23 protein-coding genes and 1 tRNA gene are annotated in these 22530 nt (G+C 32.1%); 11 read left to right on the top strand and 13 right to left on the bottom strand.

Features of this window, described 5'->3' with window-relative positions; all coding sequences use genetic code 11:
* Positions 1–9: 9 nt before the first annotated feature.
* The gene (locus tag HNP99_RS15160) at positions 10–1527 is read right to left on the bottom strand and encodes a hypothetical protein (RefSeq protein WP_173854237.1); all 1518 of its coding nucleotides are present in this window, start codon (positions 1525–1527) and stop codon (positions 10–12) included.
* Positions 1528–1644: 117 nt separating this feature from the next.
* On the opposite strand from HNP99_RS15160, the gene HNP99_RS15155 reads away from it, so the two are divergent.
* The 4 genes from HNP99_RS15155 to HNP99_RS15140 all read left to right on the top strand — a co-directional run bounded on the left by HNP99_RS15155 (position 1645) and on the right by HNP99_RS15140 (position 4115).
* Complete coding sequence (locus HNP99_RS15155; RefSeq protein WP_173854236.1) at positions 1645–2076, top strand: PaaI family thioesterase; 432 nt, start codon at positions 1645–1647, stop codon at positions 2074–2076.
* A 39-nt stretch (positions 2077–2115) separates the two neighbouring features.
* Positions 2116–3198, top strand: coding sequence for an isochorismate synthase (locus HNP99_RS15150; RefSeq protein WP_173854235.1), 1083 nt, complete (start codon positions 2116–2118; stop codon positions 3196–3198).
* A 48-nt stretch (positions 3199–3246) separates the two neighbouring features.
* On the top strand, positions 3247–3963 hold the full coding sequence (bshB1, locus tag HNP99_RS15145) for a bacillithiol biosynthesis deacetylase BshB1 (protein WP_173854234.1): 717 nt from the start codon (positions 3247–3249) through the stop codon (positions 3961–3963).
* Between the two features lie 76 nt (positions 3964–4039).
* Positions 4040–4115, top strand: a tRNA-His gene (locus HNP99_RS15140).
* Between the two features lie 209 nt (positions 4116–4324).
* Here HNP99_RS15140 and HNP99_RS15135 read toward each other — a convergent pair.
* The 3 genes from HNP99_RS15135 to HNP99_RS15125 form a co-directional block, all read right to left on the bottom strand.
* On the bottom strand, positions 4325–5344 hold the full coding sequence (locus HNP99_RS15135; protein ID WP_173854233.1) for a M28 family peptidase: 1020 nt from the start codon (positions 5342–5344) through the stop codon (positions 4325–4327).
* Positions 5345–5365: 21 nt separating this feature from the next.
* Positions 5366–6139: a dienelactone hydrolase family protein gene (locus tag HNP99_RS15130; RefSeq protein WP_173854232.1), complete on the bottom strand. Its 774-nt coding sequence runs from the start codon at positions 6137–6139 to the stop codon at positions 5366–5368.
* Between the two features lie 109 nt (positions 6140–6248).
* Complete coding sequence (locus tag HNP99_RS15125) at positions 6249–6701, bottom strand: Lrp/AsnC family transcriptional regulator (protein WP_173854231.1); 453 nt, start codon at positions 6699–6701, stop codon at positions 6249–6251.
* 230 nt (positions 6702–6931) lie between these two features.
* Here HNP99_RS15125 and rocD point away from each other — a divergent pair, with 230 nt between their 5' ends.
* The 7 genes from rocD (at position 6932) to HNP99_RS15090 (ending at position 14393) form a co-directional block, all read left to right on the top strand.
* Positions 6932–8215 (top strand): ornithine--oxo-acid transaminase, encoded by a 1284-nt coding sequence (gene rocD / locus HNP99_RS15120; RefSeq protein ID WP_173854230.1) that lies wholly within the window; start codon positions 6932–6934, stop codon positions 8213–8215.
* A 12-nt stretch (positions 8216–8227) separates the two neighbouring features.
* Positions 8228–9190: an arginase gene (gene rocF, locus HNP99_RS15115; RefSeq protein WP_173854229.1), complete on the top strand. Its 963-nt coding sequence runs from the start codon at positions 8228–8230 to the stop codon at positions 9188–9190.
* Positions 9191–9774: 584 nt separating this feature from the next.
* Positions 9775–10374, top strand: coding sequence for a hypothetical protein (locus HNP99_RS15110; protein ID WP_173854228.1), 600 nt, complete (start codon positions 9775–9777; stop codon positions 10372–10374).
* 255 nt (positions 10375–10629) lie between these two features.
* Positions 10630–11388 (top strand): toxin-antitoxin system YwqK family antitoxin, encoded by a 759-nt coding sequence (locus HNP99_RS15105; RefSeq protein WP_217424435.1) that lies wholly within the window; start codon positions 10630–10632, stop codon positions 11386–11388.
* A 125-nt stretch (positions 11389–11513) separates the two neighbouring features.
* On the top strand, positions 11514–12068 hold the full coding sequence (locus HNP99_RS15100; protein ID WP_173854227.1) for a hypothetical protein: 555 nt from the start codon (positions 11514–11516) through the stop codon (positions 12066–12068).
* A gap of 181 nt (positions 12069–12249) precedes the next feature.
* Positions 12250–12612, top strand: a complete 363-nt coding sequence (locus HNP99_RS17860; RefSeq protein ID WP_173854321.1) for a DUF3997 domain-containing protein — start codon at positions 12250–12252, stop codon at positions 12610–12612.
* A 476-nt stretch (positions 12613–13088) separates the two neighbouring features.
* Positions 13089–14393 (top strand): M28 family peptidase, encoded by a 1305-nt coding sequence (locus HNP99_RS15090; protein ID WP_173854226.1) that lies wholly within the window; start codon positions 13089–13091, stop codon positions 14391–14393.
* A gap of 616 nt (positions 14394–15009) precedes the next feature.
* On the opposite strand, the gene HNP99_RS15085 is transcribed toward HNP99_RS15090, so the two are convergent.
* The 9 genes from HNP99_RS15085 to HNP99_RS15050 all read right to left on the bottom strand — a co-directional run bounded on the left by HNP99_RS15085 (position 15010) and on the right by HNP99_RS15050 (position 22189).
* On the bottom strand, positions 15010–15360 hold the full coding sequence (locus tag HNP99_RS15085; protein WP_173854225.1) for a hypothetical protein: 351 nt from the start codon (positions 15358–15360) through the stop codon (positions 15010–15012).
* Between the two features lie 85 nt (positions 15361–15445).
* Entirely contained in the window at positions 15446–16021 is a 576-nt protein-coding gene (locus tag HNP99_RS15080; RefSeq protein ID WP_173854224.1) for a Crp/Fnr family transcriptional regulator, read from the bottom strand.
* Entirely contained in the window at positions 16022–16684 is a 663-nt protein-coding gene (gene ribB, locus HNP99_RS15075) for a 3,4-dihydroxy-2-butanone-4-phosphate synthase (RefSeq protein WP_173854223.1), read from the bottom strand.
* Between the two features lie 260 nt (positions 16685–16944).
* Positions 16945–17415 (bottom strand): hypothetical protein, encoded by a 471-nt coding sequence (locus tag HNP99_RS15070; RefSeq protein ID WP_173854222.1) that lies wholly within the window; start codon positions 17413–17415, stop codon positions 16945–16947.
* Between the two features lie 460 nt (positions 17416–17875).
* The gene (locus tag HNP99_RS15065) at positions 17876–18217 is read right to left on the bottom strand and encodes a hypothetical protein (protein WP_173854221.1); all 342 of its coding nucleotides are present in this window, start codon (positions 18215–18217) and stop codon (positions 17876–17878) included.
* Between the two features lie 241 nt (positions 18218–18458).
* Complete coding sequence (locus tag HNP99_RS15060) at positions 18459–19085, bottom strand: hypothetical protein (RefSeq protein WP_173854220.1); 627 nt, start codon at positions 19083–19085, stop codon at positions 18459–18461.
* Between the two features lie 374 nt (positions 19086–19459).
* Positions 19460–20047, bottom strand: coding sequence for a DUF4202 domain-containing protein (locus HNP99_RS15055; protein ID WP_173854219.1), 588 nt, complete (start codon positions 20045–20047; stop codon positions 19460–19462).
* 237 nt (positions 20048–20284) lie between these two features.
* Positions 20285–20410, bottom strand: coding sequence for a hypothetical protein (locus HNP99_RS17795; protein ID WP_255505325.1), 126 nt, complete (start codon positions 20408–20410; stop codon positions 20285–20287).
* Positions 20411–21238: 828 nt separating this feature from the next.
* The gene (locus HNP99_RS15050; RefSeq protein WP_173854218.1) at positions 21239–22189 is read right to left on the bottom strand and encodes a hypothetical protein; all 951 of its coding nucleotides are present in this window, start codon (positions 22187–22189) and stop codon (positions 21239–21241) included.
* Between the last annotated feature and the right edge of the window lie 341 nt (positions 22190–22530).

Genomic DNA, 22530 nt, shown 5'->3' with positions numbered 1-22530 from the left:
TTCCAGACATTATTTTGGAAACGCCATACTTTGATACGCGCCAAGATCTGGAGGACTTGTTCGGGTATTTCCGAGAATGTCTAGCGGAATTAAGTAAGCCGAAGTCCCTTTTGCGAAAGCAGCCGAATTCTCATCAATGTTAAGTTTGTTTTGACTGGTGTTGAAAAACTTTGGATTCTGATTTAAAATAATATTATTGTAATGTGTAGCATCAGTTTTAAATTGATATTCAGCTGTTGTTGAATTCTCAGTGTATTTTATTAAGCAATTTGAAAATTGGTAATTAAATGCTGCAGTACTTTTTTGTGCTAACTGTAATTGATTTGTATTGTTACCATAAATAATGCAATTTGTAAAAGTTGCTTTTGTAAGGTCATTTGCTTCGGGAATTGCTCCTGAAATATAATTACTGATCGCTACTGTAAGTTGTGATGAACTATTCCAGTTGTTGTTAAAGGTGCTGTGGTTAAAAGTGTAATTCCCACCATGAGAGCAAGACAATGCCGTGGTTCCTGCTGCATTGATGACAATGTTTTCAGCTGCTATAATGGCTGTTTGGGCTAAAATTCCATAGTTTGAGGAATTGTAAAACTGGCTATTTTTGATTTCAACCGTTGTCCCATCATTGTTTTGAATCAATAATCCTATTGTTGCGTTTTTAACCGTTAGGTGGTTAATGCTGTGGTTTGTACTGCCATCTGTAAGCCAAATTGCGCCCCATTGTCCAGGAACAGCTGCATATTCAGGTTCTAGACGATCGCCTTCAAAGACCACTTCGTTTTCTAGAGCGGTGCTATTAGAGGCGCTTCCGTTAATTTGTAATGAAGCATTTTTACCCACTATTAAACCTGAATCAGTATGAAAAAACACCCTGCTTCCTGCGTCAAAAATCGCCGTTTTGTTGTTAGGCACGGCAGCATATCCATAAATTACATAAGGTTTTTTATTTGTGAAATGTAGTTCATTGCCATTTATAGGATCATTTTCATCAAGATAAAATCCACTTATTTCTTGACTGTCTGCTAAGGGAAGTGTTTCTGTTGTTCCATCGGCAAATCGTTTTGGATACAAGAAAACGGCATCTTGAATTAACGTAACAAGCGGAATGGTTTGCAAGTTGGCTCCCGCATCAAATTCAATATTATCTGTATAAAGAAAATCAGTGGGGTTTGCATCAGTACTACTTGCGGTGGTTTCTATAAAAATATAAAGACTGTCTTTAGCTAATATTTCAACGTTAGAAAATAATTTACCTTCATTTCCTTGCATGCCGTCCACGGTCATTCTGTATTTTGAATCCAACCCTTTTCCTAATTTAACGGTGGGGATATTGATGTCTTTTTTGCTGGTGTTATAAACTTTTAGGCGGTAAGTACTTGAGCCTATGTTTGTAAAAACAGTGTCTAAATAGATAGTATCTTTTGAAAAAGTAAGCTGTCGTGAACTTGCCACAGTTTCAAAGTCTGATCGACATGCGCTGGCCAATAATAGGATTACAATAATAAAAGGTAAAATTAGGTAGCGCATTGTCTTTGTTTTTTTGTAAAAATAGGAAAAAACTAATTCGATTTCAGAATAAGGCTTCATTTTACTGTTTAGTGTGTCATCTTTTATTTATTTTTACATTCTTAATAAACTAAATTGATGGGATTAGATAAAGATAAAATGCTTCAATATTGCAATGAGTTCTCTAAGAATACTTTGATGGAAACATTGCAAATTGAATATATAGATGCAGGTGAGGGGTTTTTAGTGGCTAAAATGCCTGTGAACGCTTCGGTGCACCAACCTATGGGATTGTTACATGGAGGTGCTTCGGTAGCTTTGGCGGAAAGTGTAGGAAGTGCGGCTTCTCATTTTTTTATTGATCCAAAAGAACAAGAGGTACGCGGAATAGAAATATCAGCTAATCATCTAAAGAGTATTCGCGTAGGTGTTGTTTACGGAACCGCTAGGATAATTCATAAAGGAAGAAGTTTGCATCTCTGGGAGATCAAGATTACTGACGAAGAAGGAAATTTGATTTCGCTTTGTAAATTGACTAATATGGTGCTAACCAAAACACCACAACAATAGATTGATACTTGTAATGTAGGCTAATAAACGCAGAATATTATGATTGATTTTTTCATTAAAGTAAAACAGCAAGAAGCGCAACAACTGCCTTTTGTAATTTATAGAAAACCCAATAAGAATAAAGTAATAGGTTATTTTCAAAAAAATGACCATTTATATTTTGCTGAAAGCCTAGACGAAGTTGGGTTTGTATTTGCGCCATTTGAAAATAATCAAATGCTTTTGATTCCTAAAGATCAGGCGTTGAAATTAGAGTCTAAAATGAGCGTGGTCAAAATAAAAACGGTCGACAATCAAGATATACCAAAAGACAACACCGGAAAAGAAGCTTTTGAAAAAGTTGTACAAAAAGCAATTGACAGCATTGTTAACGGGGACATGAGTAAGGTTGTTTTGTCTCGAAAAGAAATTATTGCGGTTCCTGAATTTGAATTGGTTTCGGTTTTCACCAAATTAGTGCAAACGTATCCCACTGCTTTTTGTTACTGCTGGTACCATCCCAAAATAGGAATGTGGATAGGAGCAACTCCAGAACATTTATTAAACGCAAGAAAAAAACGTTTTTACACAATGGCTTTGGCGGGAACGCAGAAGTTTAAAAAGACGACTGACGTAGTTTGGGAAAAGAAAGAAATGGAAGAGCAACAATTTGTAACTGATTTCATTATTGATAATCTAAAAGAGCTGACTACGGAGGTTTCAGTATCTAGTCCGTATACGTTGCAAGCAGGTAACTTATTGCATATAAAAACGGACATTGAGGGAATCATGGACGATCATTCTAATCTAAAGCAAGTTGTCGCTGTTTTACATCCTACGCCCGCAGTTTGTGGATTGCCTAAGGCTGTAGCCAAAGAGTTTATCCTAGAAAACGAAGGCTACCAGAGGGAATATTATACAGGCTTTTTAGGAGAACTCAATAAGAGGGGAATTAAAAACGAAAAATTACAATCAGATTTATACGTGAATTTGCGGTGCATGAAAATTGAAACTAATGGAAAACCAGGTTCCACTAAAGCGCACTTGTTTATGGGGTGCGGAATTACAAAGGACAGTGATCCTACAAAAGAGTGGAAAGAGAGCGCTAATAAATCCATGACAATGAAAAAGGTGTTGTTTTAGAAGAAAGAAAAATAATACGATTACAGAATAATAATAAATAATTAGATAATGAAATTAGATATAGTAGCTTTTGGGGCACATCCAGATGATGTAGAATTAGGTTGTGCGGGAACAATATTAAAAGAGATTTCTTTAGGGAAAAAGGTTGGAATTGTAGATTTAACACGTGGAGAATTAGGGACGAGAGGATCGGCAACGATTCGCCATCAAGAAGCTACTGCGGCCGCTGAGATATTAGGGGTTTCAGTAAGAGAGAATCTAGATATGCGCGACGGCTTTTTTACTAACGATGAGCAACACCAATTAGAGGTTATCAAAATGATTCGTAAATATAAACCAGAGATTGTGTTGTGTAACGCAATCGATGACCGACATATTGATCACGCAAAAGGAAGTAAATTAGTTTCTGACGCTTGTTTCTTATCGGGTCTTGTACGTATTGAAACGGATATCGATGGAGTGAAGCAAGATGCATGGAGACCAAAATTAGTGTACCACTACATTCAATGGAAAAATGTTGTTCCAGATTTTGTGGTTGATATTACTGGTTTTTCAGATAAAAAAACAGAATCGATATTAGCTTACGGTTCGCAATTTTATGATCCAAATTCTAAAGAACCAGAATCACCAATTAGTTCAAAGAATTTTCTAGAAAGCTTGAATTATCGTTCTAGAGACCTTGGGCGTTTGGCAGGGGTAGAACATGCCGAAGGTTTTACTGTTGAAAGGTATTTGGCTGTCAATAGTTTAGGTGATTTAATATAATTTTGTTCAATTTTTTTATAAAAAATGTTTGCAGAAGTAAACTTTAGTTGTATCTTTGCCACCGCTAAGAGCAAATGGTGGTTGTAGCTCAGTTGGTTAGAGCATCGGTTTGTGGTACCGAGGGTCGCGGGTTCGAGCCCCGTCTCCCACCCAGAAAGCAAAAGCCTCTCAGAAATGAGAGGCTTTTTTTGTGGAATAAACTCAAATAATAAAAAGAGCGCTTTAAATAGATCAAAGCGCTCTTTTTTTTGCACAAAGGATAGTAGTGTAAATCCTCCCGTTTTTTTTCGGGAGATTGCAACGGATAGCCTGGTCTTGCTGTAACGATAGTGAAAGCAAGGATGTGCCCTAATAATTATAGTTATTTTTTGTCTACGACAGGCCTGTTTTCACGATTTGCTAACTCCCAAGCAATTGTAAAAGCCAGTTGGGTTCTTTTTGTCAAGGCGTCAAACTCAATTTTGTCTACAGTGTCCGTCTTTTTATGGTAATCAGCATGAACACCATTAAATAAGAAGACAGATGGAATACCATGCTTTGCAAAGTTATAATGATCAGAACGCTCGTAGAAATGATTTGGGTCGTTCTTATCGTTAAAAGTGTAGTCAAGGTCCATTTTGATGTACTTTGAGTTAGCTTGGGCGCAAATAGTGTCTAAATCACTTGATAAACGATCAGCGCCTATTAAATAAACATAGTTGTTAGAATTTGCATGTGCAACATCACTACGTCCTATCATATCAATATTAATATCGGATACGGTGTTCTCAAATGGGAACAATGGATTTTCGGAATAATAACTAGATCCTAATAGTCCATGCTCTTCGCCTGTGGCGTGAAAAAACAAGATAGAACGTTTGGGTCCGTGTCCTTCTTTTTTAGCTATAGCAAAAGCTTGAGCAATTTCAAGCAAAGCTACTGTTCCTGAACCGTCATCATCAGCACCATTGTAAACATCCCCATTTTTTATCCCTACATGGTCGTAATGTGCGGAGACAACAACAACTTCGTCTGGTTTTTCTGATCCTTCAATAAATGCCCAGATATTCTCAGAGTCATTTAAATTCTCTCCGTATTTTGCGTTTAAGAAAGCTGCGGGTACTTTTTGATAAAAAGATTCAGCTGCTTTAGGAAAAGAAATGTTGTTTTTATTGTATTGACTAATCAAGTATTTACCGGCTTTTTTTTGTCCAACGGAACCTGTTTCACGTCCTTCCATTGAGTCGGCAGCAACGATGTAAAGATGCGTCTTTAAGTCGGATACGGTAATGGAGTTCATGTATTTTGTTGGGTCGGAATTGTCAACTATCTTAGTGGTTTTTGTGGTTGAGCAAGAGGCAAAGATTGCAGCTAGGGCAAAAAGAGGAATTAATTTTTTCATAGATATTCTAATTGATTTTAATTATTTTTTTAGCACTTCATTCAAGAAAATTTTTAAGTGTTCAAAAGAGCGTTTGGCTGCTTTTTCATTGTAAGCTGCTCCTTTAGAATTGTCGTTTCCATATTCAGGGTTTGTGAAACCGTGTACAGCATCAGCATAATAAATCATTTGCCAATCGGCTTTTGTGTCGCGCATTTCTTGTTGGAAAGCTGCTACTTCAGCTGTAGAAACATAAGGATCATCAGCACCGTGACAGGCCAAAACTTTTGCTGTGATTGGTTCTGTAGGGCGTGATGCGTCTTTAGCTAAACCACCATGGAAAGAAACCACTCCTTGTACTTTTAAATGTCCGCGAGCTGCTTCAAGAACTCCAGTTCCTCCAAAACAATATCCTATTGCTACAATATTATCAGGATTGGCACCACTTTGAACCAATTGATCTAGTGCTAGTTGAATGCGGTGTTGGTAAATCGTGTAATTAGTTTTATAGTAACTTGAATTTTTACCTGCTTCGGCGTTGTCTTTTGGGTAATTACCTTCGCCATAAATATCAGCGATGAAGGCGTTATAACCTAGTTTAGACAATTCTACTGCAATATCTTTAGACGCTTTGTCAATTCCGTGCCAAGCTGGGAGAATTAAAATCCCTGGTTTATTAGCTGATTTTTTAACCGCTTGGACTGCAAAACCATTGAGAACTTGGGTGTCATCTTTGTAGGTAACCGCTTTTAATTGAGCAAAAGCGCCATTGGAACAAATCAATATTCCTAAAATAAAAAATTTTATGCTTTTCATGATGTTAAGTTTTAAGAGACAAATATCCGAAAATAAATAACGAACCTTTTTTTAGAGGACTAATTTACAGTTTTTTTAATAACTGTTTAGCTATAAGCTTACGGTGTCTCTAAAGGCTAATGTTTCTTTTAAAAGCGCAACCCAATTCAATCATAGAGTCTGTTTTAGCAATGCCGGGAATATTGTCAATTTTATCGTAAAGTAATTTACGCATGTGCTCGTGATCTTTAGCAATCATTTTGATATATAAAGTATAGGAACCTGTGATGTAATAACATTCGGTTACTTCAGGTATTTTTTTTAACTCTTCAATAATCCTGTTGGAGTCTTGGTCTTTATTAAGTGTGAGTCCAGTGAAAGCGCCCCAATCGTAACCAATTTTCTTTTCGTTAATAATGGGTTTGATTCCTGTGATAATACCGTGTTCAATTAATCTATTGATGCGCTGGTGCACCATGGTGTTAGAAATCTTTAATGTTGTAGCAATAGACGAGTAAGGCATGCGGCCGTCTTTTTCTAATTCTTTGATTATTTTTATATCGTATTCATCTACTGCTTCCATGAGAGGGGTTTTAAAGTAAGGATTTATTTTATAGTAGGTTAAAAGTAATTATATTTTTAGTTTTTGGGAGCCATTACACAACTTATTTTAATTAATTTGACTTTTAATAATTCTTAATTTTAATTTTTTGACTTTTTTTAAAGGTTTTTGAGTCAAAAGTTTTGTTTTATACGATGAATAAAATAAAATTTTATAGTTTTGTTCTATAACGATTTAAAAAAAGAAACATTATGCAAAAAACAACTCAAACACTTTCAGCAAAATCAGAAGCATTAATTGACAAAGAAAATAAATATGGTGCTCATAATTATCACCCTTTACCAGTAGTTCTTGATAGAGGAGAAGGGGTTTATGTTTGGGATGTAGACGGTAAAAAATATTATGATTTCTTATCTGCTTATTCAGCAGTAAATCAAGGACATTGTCACCCAAAAATTGTAGGGGCAATGGTAAAACAAGCGCAAACATTGACATTAACGTCAAGAGCATTTCACAATGATCAATTGGGTGTTTTTGAAGAATATGTGACTAAATACTTTGATTTTGATAAAGTATTACCAATGAATACAGGAGCAGAGGCTGTAGAAACGGCTTTGAAAATTTGTAGAAAATGGGCGTACGAAGTAAAAGGAATTCCTGAAAATCAAGCCGAAATTATTGTTTGTGAGAATAACTTTCATGGTAGAACAACAACAATTATTTCGTTCTCAAATGATGAAAACGCACGTAAAAACTTTGGTCCATTTACCGATGGATTTATCAAGATTGCTTACGATGATATCGATGCCTTAGAAGCAACTTTAAAATCAAGTAAAAACATCGCAGGATTTTTAGTAGAGCCTATTCAAGGAGAAGCAGGAGTTTATGTACCTACCGAAGGCTATTTGGCGAAAGCCAAAGCACTTTGTGAAGCGCACAACGTACTGTTTATTGCTGATGAGGTGCAAACAGGAATAGCACGTACTGGAAGATTATTAGCCACTTGTGGTAACTGTTCTTGTACCAATGGATGTGAAAACACGCCAGAGGTGAAGCCTGATATCCTTATTTTAGGAAAAGCAATTTCAGGAGGCGTTTATCCCGTTTCAGCAGTTTTAGCTAATAACCAAATCATGAATGTAATCAAACCAGGACAACACGGCTCTACCTTTGGAGGAAACCCAATTGCAGCAGCGGTTGCAATGGCGGCACTTGAAGTGGTAAAAGACGAAAAACTGTCCCAAAATGCAGAACGTTTAGGAATTATATTAAGAAAAGGCTTGAATGACATTGCTGCTAGAAATCCATTGATTACCTTAGTAAGAGGAAAAGGATTGCTAAACGCTATTGTAATTAATAGTGATGAAGAGTCTGATCTAGCTTGGGATATTTGCTTAAAATTTAGAGACTATGGTTTATTGGCTAAGCCTACCCATGGTAACAAAATTAGATTTGCTCCGCCATTAGTAATTACTGAGGAACAAATTCAAGAATGTCTTGTAATTATTGAAAAAGCGCTTAACGATTTCAAATAATCTTACACTATTATGGAAAGAGCAATAAAATTAATTAAGAACAGGTCTGATATTGGTGCGGGAACACGTGGCTCTGATATGGGAATTGATGCAATAGAAATAGCAGCTATCAATAAAAAAAGTGATTATTTTAATCTGTTTCCTTTTGAAGATGTAAAAACACATAATGAAAGTATCTATGATAAAAATAGAAATACTTTTGCCAAAAGAATTGAACATGTTGTAGAGCAATGCACACGGGTAAGTTATGCAGTAAAGCATAATCTAGAAGCTAATTATTTTCCTATTGTTTTGTCAGGAGATCACTCTTCGGCATTAGGGACTATTAGCGGTATCAAAGCCGTGTATCCTACTAAAACCTTAGGAGTGGTTTGGATTGATGCCCATGCAGATTTGCATTCGCCGTATACCTCACCATCAGGTAATATTCATGGAATGCCATTGTCAGCAGCTCTAGGAAATGATAATTTAGATTGTAAAATCAATGCGATTACTCCTGAGACGGTGCAACACTGGGAGGATATGAAAAATATTGGTGTGAAAGCAACTAAGATTAAGCCTGAAAATTTAATTTATTTTGGTGTTCGCGATACAGAAGAAGCTGAGGATAGCCAAATCAACAAATTGAAAATCAGAAACTACAAAGTTGATGAGGTTCGTTATAGAGGTTTGCAAACCTGTGTTGATGAAGCGCTTACTAAATTAGCGAATTGCGATTTAATCTACATCTCCTTTGATGTAGACTCTATGGATTGTGATATGGTCTCTTACGGGACAGGAACTCCAGTGCCAAAAGGTTTTGATGAGAACGAAGTCATTGCGATTATCAACCAAATTGTCAAGTCAAAAAAAGTGGTTTGCTTAGAAGTAGTTGAGGTAAATCCTTTATTAGATACCAAAGGAAATAAAATGGCCGAAACCGCCTTTGAAGTTTTAGAACAAGTAACCGAAACAATTGATTTGTGGATTGCTTAAATCCCTAATTAATTAAAGATTCTAATAATAAAGTCCCAAAGTCTAGCGATAGATTTTGGGACTTTTTTTATAATTATCTGTTACTAGCTCTGTAATTATAAAAGGTAAGCAGCTTTCACAGATTTTTACGGAATAATCATAATAAATCTACTGAAACCTTCAAAAGCTGCGTGTTTAATTTTTCAGTACTCAAACCAGGCAGTTGTATCAAGTTGTTTTCAGGAGCTAATCCCGTTATTCGTTGCAACCCATTTGGTCTCAAACCCTTTTATTAGGCACTGGCAGGAGCTTCCTGCGGTCGCTCTGCCACTACCATAAAAGTGGTTTGCTACCTGCATTTGGTTTTCACTGCTACCGGGGCTAGGTGAATTGTGGGTTGCAGAAAAGAGAGTGTTACCAATGTTTTTTTTCTTTCTCCTTGAATTATTTGTAAATTTGAAATGGCATTAATTGCCTCTTTTTTTAATGCGAAATAAAACGTAAAAACAGGAATGATTTCTTAAATCGAAAAAGATGAGGTTTGGATTGTACGCTATCAAAGGATGATGAAATATTTTATTTTAAAACAAAATAACTAACAATATATGAAAAGATTAATACTAATAAATTGTATTCTATTTCACTTTTTTGCAAACGCTCAAAAGACAAACATAAAAGATCCTTTTAATTTTAAAATAACTGAAGTTAAAGGGGATTTGAATAATGATAAATTAGATGATAAAGTAATCGTTATGCAGGATACTGTAAGCGAAATTGCACCTTTTAGACTCGAAATATTTTTTGCTAATTCAAAAGGGGATTATAAAAGGATGGCGACTTCTACAAAAATTATTGCTCCTCAACATCCAAATGGTAGAGATGGATTTTTAAGTGGGAATAGTCTAGAAAATATTACTATTAAAAAAAACATTCTTATTGTCAATTATGGGCTCTTACGTGGAAATTTAGTACATAAATTTAGATTCCAAAATGGTAATTTTGAATTGATAGGTTATTCTGCAGCTTATTTAGATAATCCAGAAATAATCAGAATAATAGATTTTAATCTGTCAACAGGAATAAGGGTAGAGAAATTGGGAAAGGTGGGCAGTGATGAAGTGAAAATTAAGCCTACTAAAAAAATAGTAATAAGACCATTACCTAAAATAGAAGATGTAGAGCCATTTGAAAACGATTTGTATTAAAAATACGAGATATTAAAACTTATTTCAAAAATAACACCCATAAAAGCAGTAGGAATCCATAAACAAATGCTGAATACTTGTATTAGATTAGCTGTGTACTCTTTTTGAAAAATGTTTTTGAACTTATTTACTTATTTCGCTATTTGTAATTGTTTGAAAGAATTTATCCCTAATTTTGAATTGATTTAAAAAAAACTAATAATTCAAAAGTTTTTTTTGAAACAGCTAATTTTTAAAAAACGTTATTTTACAATTATGAAGACAATCAAACCATTCTCAATCTTTTTTTTGATGTTGTTCTTATCATCATCACTTTACGCACAGCTACCAGAAGAAATTCAGTGGAAACATCTACAAAAAAACTATGCCGCCGATAGTACCAAACTAGAGCTTAGTTTAAATAATAAACTGTTGCAGGGTAAATATAAAATTCCTTTAGATAATAATAGTTTTGCCTTGTATGAAATTAAAAAAGGGTTAATATCTGGCGAGGCTTTTTGGTACACAAATAATGGCAACGTAGAATGTAAACTCAATTACAAAAATGGTGTCCGCAACGGTTTAAAAGAAAACTACGACAGTGATGGCGCCACTTGGTTGAGAGAAGAATATAAAGATGGCAAAAAAGACGGGACAAGTGAAATGTACAATAGCGGAAAGATTAGTTCTAAAAGCGACTATAAAAAAGGTAAAAAAGACGGTTTGTCTATTAGTTATAGCAATGGTCAAGTGATGACACAAACCAATTACAAAGAAGACAAACGAAATGGCCTATCAAGTACTTTTTTTAATGGGGTAATTGCCACTGAAAATAATTATCTAAATGATGTACAAGATGGATTAGGCACTATGTATGCTATGGGCAAAAAAAATATGGATGCTATATTTAAAAACGGACAAAGACACGGTGTAGCACACATGTACAAGCCAGATGGTACAGTACTCTTTGAAAGTTATTTTTTACTTGGAACAAAAGTTTCTAAAGAAGAATATGAGAACTATTTAAAAAATTAATTTAAATGTTAGTTTTTAATTTTGACAAACGAACTTTGTTTTTAAAGTTATTGTAATACCTCTTTTCTGCCATAAAAGGCATTCCGTGGAACGAAGCGATACCATAAAAATATAACAACAAACAAATGAAAAAATCAATTCTAATATTAATATGTTTCTTTACTATATTTATTAGTGAAGCACAAAAGGCTGATTTGAGTATAAAAACATTAAATGTTGATCTAAATGCTAATGGACTAATAGATGTTATAATACTAAGAACAAATAAGCTTGAACTGAAAATTGACAATAAAAACTATACAATTCCTTATGATCTTTTAGGTTTTGAATTTTTATCTCAATTAAGTTTTAGAAATAATATTCTAATAATATCTGGTTATAATAGTGGTAGTGGCGCTTATAGTTGGACTTATAAATTCAGAAATAATAAATTAACTAAGAAAATAGAACTAATTGGTTATGATGATTTCAATAAATGGATTTCAGGAAACATTACAACAAGTGTAAATACGATAACAAATAAGTGGATAGTTGATTTAGAAGAATATAACCATGCAAATGGGATAATGGAAAGTAAAAAGCACACAGGAAAAATTTTAATTAGAAAAATTGATTTGACTGACATTAAAAAACAAGATATAAATAAACTTACTGAGATTGGTATGAAATACTGGCATTAAAAATAGCCCATCTGACAACAGCTGTTATGAATTCACATGGCTTTAGTTAAATTATCGTTCAGTATCAAGTTTTCGTAAAGTACATTCGCTTAAAAATTTAAACATGAAGAAGTTCTCTATTTTAGTAATATGTCTCTTTTTAACTAGTTGCCGTTTTGGACAAAATGAATCTTGAGATGAAATAGAGAAAAACTTTTATTTAGCTAAATGGGACGATAACTCATGGATTTCATATACAAAGGATGATGATAGTATTTTTAATACTGAAAATATTGTTATCGGACATAATGTTTTTGCCGTTGGTAACAACAAAGACTTTATAGTTGGAAAGCAACATCCCTGTAAAAACAAAGAGGAACATTTTATAGATTTTGACAGCTTAATACCAAATAAAGAAATTACCAACTTTTTTATTATTGACATCCGAAATGATGATTTTAAAGTACATAGCTTTAACAATGAAAATGATTTTGACAACTGTAAAAATCATTTTGGAATTCCAAAAAGTGTACCGTATAAATTTTACGACAAGTATTTAGAATAAAAGCCCAAAAGGAAACAACACTTTTTGTAAATGCTAGGGTTTATAGATGAACATTCACAAATTTAAAATAATAATAACCTAAATATACCTCAATTTTAAAACAACTATAAGTAGCAATTATAAGTTTTATAATTCTTAGGGTTAAAATTTATTAATGATATTCTATGTATAATTGCTTCCTTCGTCTTAATGACAATGCATAATAACGTTATTATTAAAATTACTCGTGATTGCTAGCCCTGATGGGAGCGGCATCCTCGTAACGCAGTGTAGAGATACAGCGTACAGCAGGAGGGAAGTTCTTGAAAACAACGGTTGTTGTGCTCCGAAAAATAAAATGAAGTAGCGCAGTTTACTTTAGAAAACAAATGAATCGTAATCTGTTTATGTTGGTAATTTTCTTAAATTTACTGTAACAGATTAGGGGTTTTGCACTCTTATCATAAAATGGATTATTACTTATTTAAAATATAATTATGAAAAAAATTGTTTTAAGCGGTCTTGTACTTTGTTCTGGTTTACTGGTTCAGGCACAATCGATAGATAAACTGATTACGGTAAATAAGGTAACCGAAATCGAGAAAGTATTGGCGGCTGATGATATGCAAGGGCGTAGGGCTTTTACACCCGGAATTGATAAGGCGTCGGCTTATATTGAGTCGCAGTTTAAGAAAATTGGTTTGCAAACTTTTGATGGTGCAAAAGATTACCGACAAGAATTTTCGATGACCGAAGCAAGAAGAAAAAGTCTGGAAGTTACAATTGACGGGAAAGCTATTGATGCGGGTTCGATGATTTCGTTTTCGTACCAACCTGAGGTTTCTTTTACAGAGGATAGCCCTATTGCGGTGGTGAATATTAGAGCAGGAGATGCTTTTGGGCCTAAGTTTTATGAGTATTATCAAAGCGATAAAAACCTATTGGTTTTAGTAGACGAATCTTTTAGAAAGATACTTCCTAATATTCAGCACATGGGACAAATGGCTGCGACACCGGGGAAGAACACGGTAGTATTTGTTTTTGGACCTACTGAGGCGACGCATTTCTTGATTAATGCGACCAATACGATTACCACCAATAAACTAAATAATGTGGTTGGGATGTTGAAAGGGAAAAGCAAACCGAATGAATATGTTGTGTTTTCAGGACATTACGATCACTTGGGTGTAGGTTCGCCAGAGGAAGGAATGCCGCATGATGCGAAAGACTCTATTTATAATGGTTCCAATGATGATGCTGCTGGAACAACCGCGGTGATTTTGCTCGCAGATTATTTTAAGAAAATGAATAACAATGAACGCTCGATAATCTTTACTGCTTTTGTAGCGGAAGAATTGGGTGGCTATGGAGCTAAATATTTTTCGCAACACGTAGATCCTGCTCAAATAATGGCGATGTTCAACTTAGAAATGATAGGGACAGAATCGAAATGGGGTAAAAACTCGGCTTATATTACAGGTTTTGAAAAATCAAATATGGGAGAAATTTTGCAGAAAAATCTAGTAGGTTCACAGTTTAAATTCCACCCTGATCCGTATCCTGAGCAACAATTGTTTTATAGATCAGACAACGCTACTTTGGCAAAGTTAGGTGTGCCTGCGCATACAATATCGACTTCAAAAATGGATGATGAGCCTAATTATCACAAGGCTAGTGATGAAATTGAGACTTTGGATATGAACAACATGACCGAAATCATTAAAGCAATTGCCATTAGTTCGTCGACTATTGTAAGCGGAAAAGATACGCCAACGAGAGTAGATACTGCAAAGTTGAAGTAATTAAGGGTAAACGTTACAACAAGTTGTAAGCACCTCATAAACCATTAAGAGATTAAGAAAATTAAGCAATAGCACTTAATAAAACTTAATTTCTTAATGGTTTTATTTTTTGTCAAATAGAACTTGATTATTATTTAATATATTGATGCATACCTAATTTCTAATTTTAAAAGGCATGTCGATTTTACAGAGTTTAACGGAATAGTGATAACTGATCTGCTAAAATTTTTAAAATCTGCGTGCTAATTTTTTGTAATCCTCAAAGCGGACAATTGTATTATTTTAAATCTATTGATGATGCCATTTGGTAGATTGATCGCGAGTGTTTCTCGACTCCGCTCGAACTGACAGTGTGGTAACAATGAAATTATAATTAGTGAAAATATTGTCACATCGAGCGGAGTCGAGATGCTTTATGATGGCATCCTGAATTTAAATTGGTTCTCGACTCCGCTCTAACTGACAATTTGGTAACTAGGGAAATATTACTCTTGAAAGTTTAGTGTCACATCCTTTGGAGATGCTTTATGATTGAAATTTTAATTTAAAAGGTTCTCGACTCCGCTCGAACTGACAATTTGGTAACTAGGGAAATATTAATTATAAAATTGAAATTCTAATTCAGGAATTCATTTATTCTAAAACAACGCTCAGTACCTAGATAAAGTGGATCACCATGTTTCTCAGACCAAAAGCCATCTAATAAATCTTTAGACAGACAACGATAAACGACAACACCTTTAAAGGTTTTATCATTTTCGCCTTTATAATTAAAATTTATAACGAGAATGTCATTTTTGAAAAATCCTGTGCCTTTTTGTAGTTGTTCGTTATTGATAAACCATTTTGCTGTAATTCGGTTATTAATATCAAGGGCTAAAGTTAGTCTCCCTTTATAGTTATTCTCTTCGGCATCTTGATTGCTTCCTACAATATTGAAGGATCCAACTAATTCATTTATGTTCATTTTTATTCTGACTTTTTATCTGCACTTTTTATTTAACCAGTATCTTTTTTAGAAGTAATCTCTAATTAAAAATTAGGTAATTAAATTAGATTTTAGACTTTATTCTGCTCAAGGTTTCTTGAGATATATTGATATAAGAAGCTACTATTTTGTTTGGTAGACGTTTAACAATAGTTGGATTAATTTTAAATAATTGATTGTATCTTTCAGAAGCATCTAAAGTGGTAAATGACATTAGTCTTTTTGAATTATTGACATAAGCTTTTTCTAAATAGATACTATAAAATTCCTTCCATTTAGGAATAGTTTTCATTAGATGTCTAAAATCATCATGACTAATGTATAAAATTTTGCTTTTTTCAATGACCTGAATTGTTTCTTGAGCTGGCTCATTAGTTATAAAACTAACAAGAGCCGTTGCCCAATGGTTTTCAAAGGCAATATAACGAGTAACTTCTTTATCAACATCATTGATGTAAAATATTCTTAGGCAGCCTTCCAGGATGAAATAACTAACTTCACTCACTTTTCCGTGAGCAAGTAAAATTTCATTTTTATCCTTTTCAATTGGTTTAAAATAAGATAGAATGATTTTTAAGTCATGCTCATCTACATCAATATTTTTTTTAATGTAGGTAGTAAGTTCAGGATAATTTGTCATTTAATTGTAGTCTCTGACAAATTTACGATATTCCATAATATCTTTAATAGATAAAACAACCAAATCGTGTTCTATTCCAAATTCGATTATGGTATCTCTGTTTGCCATTGTTCCGTCGTCATTCATTAATTCGCACAATACTGCTTCGGGTTTCAAACCAGCTAATTTCATTAAATCAATGCTACCTTCAGTATGACCTGCTCTATCGAATACGCCATTATCCCTTCCTCTTAATGGAAAAATATGCCCTGGTCTTGCTAAATCATTGCTTTTAGCATTATCATTGCAAGCGACTTGGATGGTTTTTAATCTATCTTTTGCTGAAACACCTGTGGTTACACCTTCTTTTGCTTCTATAGTAACGGTGAACGGTGTTTGAAAACTACTTGTATTTTCTTTAACCATATAGGGTAAGTCAAGTAAATCAGCTTTTTCATTAGTTAAACATAGGCATACTATACCACTACATTTTCTAATCATGAGCGCCATACCTTCAACAGTCATATTATGAGCAGAGAATATTAGGTCGCCTTCATTTTCTCTGTTTTTATCATCTACTAAAATAACCCCACCTCCATTTTGCAGCTGTTTTAGTGCTTTCTCTAAACGTTCTTGACTATTTTTATCAATTTTTGGCAAGGGTTTCAATTGTGTAATTTCCATTTTTTCTATAAATTATTTGATGCAAATCTAAAGTAGTTTTTCATCAAAAAATTTGATGTAAGTCAAATAATTAAAAATTTTAAGGTATCTCTTTTTTTAAATTAGTATACATTTTTCGTTTTAAAATAACGTATAATATTTTGGTGCTTTTAGAAGGTTAAAAGTTCGTAAATGCTCAATTTTTGGTTTATCGAATATCTTATGCTAAACGGTAATTCCATTAAACCTAGCTTGTTCAAAATAATTTTATTTCTAGATTTTTATTCTTGAAATTCAATATCTAATACATCTTTGAGTCTATTTAGGCTTTGTTTAGATATTTTTGCAAAAAAAAGTCCAATAAAAAAATATCTAATAATTAAAATTTGTCCAATTCCAACTAAAATAAAAATTAAAATATCATTTGGATTTTTATATGTTTCAAATATGAGAGCAACAATAGGCATCACACATATTATGCTAAATATAAATTGGAAGACTTTATTTATTTCAACATTCACATAACCATTTTTAGTGTCAATTTTTCCTGTCATTACACAGAAAACTCCTTTTCCAATTTCGGAAGTAATAATTTTAAACTCATCGCCATTTAAAATCCCTCGAAAAGATTTGTCGGTAAAGTTAGATGTCATTTTTTCTGAATATTCAGTTCTTCTTTTTAATCTTTCTATAGTTTCGGCTTTGCTATCCAGTAATTTAAACTTTAAATTTTTTGTTGGGAATATTTTCATTTGTAATTATTTTAAAATTAGATAAAATGTATTGTTAATATAATATAACTGGAACTTTGTAAACTTGATGTGAAGCATTGACTTTAGTAAATCTAGGTAGATTAAAATAGCTGTTAGCAGTTGGCGTATATTCCATTTCGGGATATTCCGACCTTATTAAATTTAATTACTTTTCGAAATGTTTTATTCCAAATAACAAAATTGCAGTTTTTGTAAATTTCAAGTATCTTTTTGACCAATTCTGTTTTTTCCATTTGAAATGCTTCTTTTCTTGAAAGCATAAAGTAAAGATGTTTATCCTCAAAAAAATCACTCAAAATGGCACTAATTTTTTTTCGTTTACGCTATTTTCAGTACCTAAAAATTTCCATTCACTTTCAGTATCTTTAATCTTTGTCCACTTAATTTTATATAAATGTGTTTTACTTGATTCGTAAATTAATCTTTATTCCATAAGTTTTTATTTCAATTTATAATCTTCGAAATTCACTTCTACTTTATTAAATTTTTTTGAGTTGTCTAATATTGAGTTTATTCTTGAAAGACATTTTTGATTATTTTCGGCAATTATAAAAGCTAAACCCCAAATATCTTTTGAAAGAAAAAATTCGCCTAAATTAGATTCTATATTAATTATGATTTCAGCATTCATCCATAAATCAGTTATATCTGTAATCTTTGGCTCTAGTTCTACAATTGTATTTAATAAATCGGGAATAAAATTATCGTTTTTGTTATTATTAAAAAATTCTATAAGTAGATTTTTTGAACCATATTCAGGGCGAAAATAATATTTGTACATTATGTTTTCTTTATAATTTCACGAATTTTTTGGCGCTTACTGCTAACATTTTACAAATTTTAGAAGGCTAAAAGTTTGTAAATGCTCAATTTTTGGTTTATCGAAAACGTCTCACGATTTGGATAATTGGCGAATTTCGTAAACGAGATTTTTGGCTAAGATAAAATTTCTTGCGAAAGATAAACGTGAATTTACCACAGATCGCGCTATTTTTGAAAACCCTTTTAGTTGTTTGTTTTTTTTAACTTATCCAAATCTGCCATTCTTCTAATATTTTCCAATTCCCATTAATTTTTTTTAGATAAATAGCTGTTCCACTTCCACATAAATGACCACAGTAATGATTTAATTGTAAGTATGCTTTATCATTATCAACAGAAAAAATGGGTATCGTCATTTCATAAAAGTTATATAATTCTCCTTTTTTTCTTTTATTAATTTCTCTTTGTTTTGTTGTGAAATTAATGTTATCACTTTCTTTAAATTCAATTTTAATTCTTTGAGAATTTATGTTTTGTTGAAGTAAAAATAAAGAATCTTTAATAGTGAAAAACATTTCGTTTTTGTTATAATTCAATAAATTTTGGATGGAAATACGATTAAAAGATGGCGGAGGTGGTGGTGGTGGATGAATTGAGTTATTCTTTTTTCTTTTTTCCGCGATATAAATATTCAGTTTAATTAAATCTTCACAAAACATTTTAGAAGCTTTTCCATTTTTCAAAACATTTAGACTATCTTCTGAAATCACAGTTCTTACAATATCATTAATATCTTTATTTTTGAAGGAACTTAATTGAGCTTCGTTATTTTTTTTACATTTCATAAACGAAAAACAAAGAAGTAATAGTAAGAATGTTTTTTTCATTGTTTAATTGATTTCCTTTTGTTTACGTATTTTTTTATGATTATCCGTATTTATCACAATCCCGTAATACCTACTATTACTAGTCTTTCGAAGAGTTTTTCTCTAAAATTTCTTGCTTTATTTTTACCATTGCAGTAACTAAGTTTAATATTAAAGCTTCTTTGACCAATTTTTGACTTAATATGAACTATTTACCAGAAATATTGATTATTAGGGAATCATTAAGCTGACTGTTTAAGCTATGTTGAATGAGTAATTGACTTAGTAATACCCTATGAGCAATAGTAATCAAAGTAAAATACAGATTTGCTTTAATTTTAAAAATTTAGATTTTCAATAGTTTGTTTGGTCTTTTCTATTATTCCAAAATAAAATTACAACCCAAGTGATTCCTTTATTAATTGCAGATTTGTAGCGCTATAGTTAATTTTTAAAGCTTCTTGGTGTCCCTTATCAGACATTTTGCTCCATGTTTTAAGAATGATATTTTTCATTTTTTCCCTGTCGTGTTTTTGTACAAATGGGTCTAAATAAAATTCTAAAAAAACCAAACAAATTACATCTTCCAGTAATTGGGTTTCTTCGTCTTTTTTAAGTTGCTTTTTCTCAATCAAGAAAGAAACTCTAGTAATAAAGGCAGCATCATAACCCACTTTTTCTAAAATTGATGCCGTAGTGCCCGCATGAAATTTTTTCAATTCTCCCCTCCATGTTAAGTATCCTACACGATCCATTGGGTAACTATTGCGTGCTATTTTCCACCTGCAAATGTGCTGGGCTTTGGAAGCAATTTGTACTTCCTCTGAAGCTTCAGGATAAAATTCCATCAGTTGAGTATACATTCTATTCGAATATAATAATTCTTTTGGATAACTTTTTGATTCGAATAGTTCGCTATTTGGGTCTTGTGCGTTTTCAGCATCAATCAACTCACAGGCGGTATAAAATGGCGTTTTTGTCATAAGGAAAGAGATATGATCAAAGATACGTATTTAATCTAAAAAGTCAGCAGAAACGTCTCTATCAACTATTTTCAAAGGACGAGAGGCAGTTGCGTATTCTTCTCCGTTTAAGTTTAATTCGTCTATTAATGAAATTTTTTTTGGTATAATATTATTTTTGATATACCATTTTTAAATTAGATGTAGACAAGTCGTTAGCAGTTTTTTCCTGCGAAGTATATTTATATAATCACGATACTAGACGTAACTTGGTTCTTCTCTAAAAACGGTGATTTGATGTTTTTCTTGTAATGGTTTAGATATGAATTTTTTACAAAAGTTGAAACCTACCATGTCGTTTCCAACTACTATTATATTAATCATAAATAAATCAAATGCTACTTAATAAATGCACGTATAATACTTAATAATATGTTGTTAATTAAGCAGAATATATTCAAAATCGATGGTCTACTATAATATAATGGTAATAATGGATAAAATATAAAGAAAATGAAATGGCAAGACTCTGTTTTATAAGATCTGGGGTAATGCTTTAAAATGAGTATGCGGGTAATTATAAATACCGCAAAATCATAAATTAAATAGTAGTAGCTACTACTTAATTAGTGAATTACGGCATAAGTTTGTTAGGGTTGGTTTATACTGAATTAGGATACAGTAGGCTAGTATTTTTTTCTAAACCAGAAAGCAACGTTTACTAAGGCAATCAAGGCAGGGAAACGAAAAATCTGACTTAGTATATCGAGAATAATTATAATTGTTTATTTATTTTATTTATTGATAGAACACATGATACAGTTAGACACATTACTGCAATATTTTTTATTATTTTTAAAGGATTTCTTAATCTCTCTATATATTCATTAAATGTGTACTGCTGATGCGAATAAAAATAATTACCATCAATATTATTTAAAAAAATCCAGTACAATACACAAATAATTAAATATGGAATTGCGAATCTAAAAAATAGTTGAGGGGCTATAAAATTTTTCTCTTCCAATAATTGGATTAAATAGCAGTATGAAATTGTAATAAAAAAAAGTATTATAGCAAATACATAATAAAACAGTTCTTCCAACCCTGACCAAATTCCAGCGTGATGAACATCATTAATGAAATACAAATATTCGACAGTAACTAAAAAAGCTGTAAATAACACTTTTTTATAGGATAGTTTTATCTTCATTATTTATTGGATATAGGTTTTATTATGTGGTAACCTTCTGAATATTCATTTAAAATTAAATAGAAATTAATGTTTTTGCTTCCGTAATAAGTTAGAAATAAATCTTCTTTTTCGCCGTTAAATTCCATTTTTTGAAAAATTTTCAATGTATCTTTTTCTTTAATAAAGTTAAAATAGGCATTGCCATTCCATATGATTTCATTGCTCCCTATACTATTAGTTTTATGAAAATAATCAGCTAAAAGAGTGTGAGTAAATTTAGATCTGAATAATTCTTCTTTTTGTGTACTTAAAGTAAGGTAAATTGGTAAGTTTAAATCTTTACCATACAATGCGTACCATTTCCCATCAATTAAAAAGATAGCTTTATCAATTTTATCCTCATGATTTTTACTATGGTCTTCCCAAAGATAATCGTAATAAAAAAAATCTATTGATATCGCTTTGTTCATAAGCAGTTTAAATTCTTTTTGGACTTTTTTAGTCCCCCATTCGGTATCGCTATTTATATCAATATATTTTTTATTAACTTTGTTACCATCAGTTAACCAAGTGCAATAGCTATCTTGGTTTATTAAGTATGCATTCCTAATATTAAAGTATGTATCCGGAATGCTATCTACTAGTTTAGCATTTTTATCCAATTTATAAAATAAACTTTTTCCATTTGAACTTGGTCTAAGGTTACTATGTAGAACGACAAAATCACTATTTTCCGCAAAGATTGGTTCTTCAAAAGAATCTTTTTCAGACCAACTGCCTTTCAATTTTGTTATTTCGTAATTTAAAGATTTTGTAGTCGTATCTCTAAACGCTTTATAGCTTTTATAACTATCTGGTAATTCAGGTTGGTCAATACTATTTCTAAATAAGAAAACATAAAAAATATTTAAGAAAAGAATTATCGTTAACCCAATTATAAAAAGTGTGTTTTTTTTGTAAATATTCATATTTTTGAGAATATATCCTATTAGTAAAGCGATTTATTATTTATTTAAGTGCTAACGTTTCACGACTTCTAAAGGCGACGAACTCGGTAACCGCATATTGTCTACTAATAAAATATTTCTTACCATTTTTTGTAAACGCAGTTGTGCGTTAGTTTTTTTAATCATTATATTCTTTGTTTTCAATTAAAGGTAGAAAATTTTTAAATCTGTGAAAATATTCCTTTTTATATTTTTCAATTTTTAATAGTTCTTAGATTCAAGTGATAAATGCAACACTCCTTATTTGTTTAAATAAAGCCTACTGATAAGACTTGAAGATCTAGATCTTCAAGTCTTATCAG

Origin of the sequence: Flavobacterium gelidicaeli (assembly GCF_013294005.1) — a bacterium.
Lineage (GTDB): Bacteria > Bacteroidota > Bacteroidia > Flavobacteriales > Flavobacteriaceae > Flavobacterium.
Note: the sequence above shows the minus strand (reverse complement) of the source record. Positions and strands in the feature narration are given on the sequence as shown.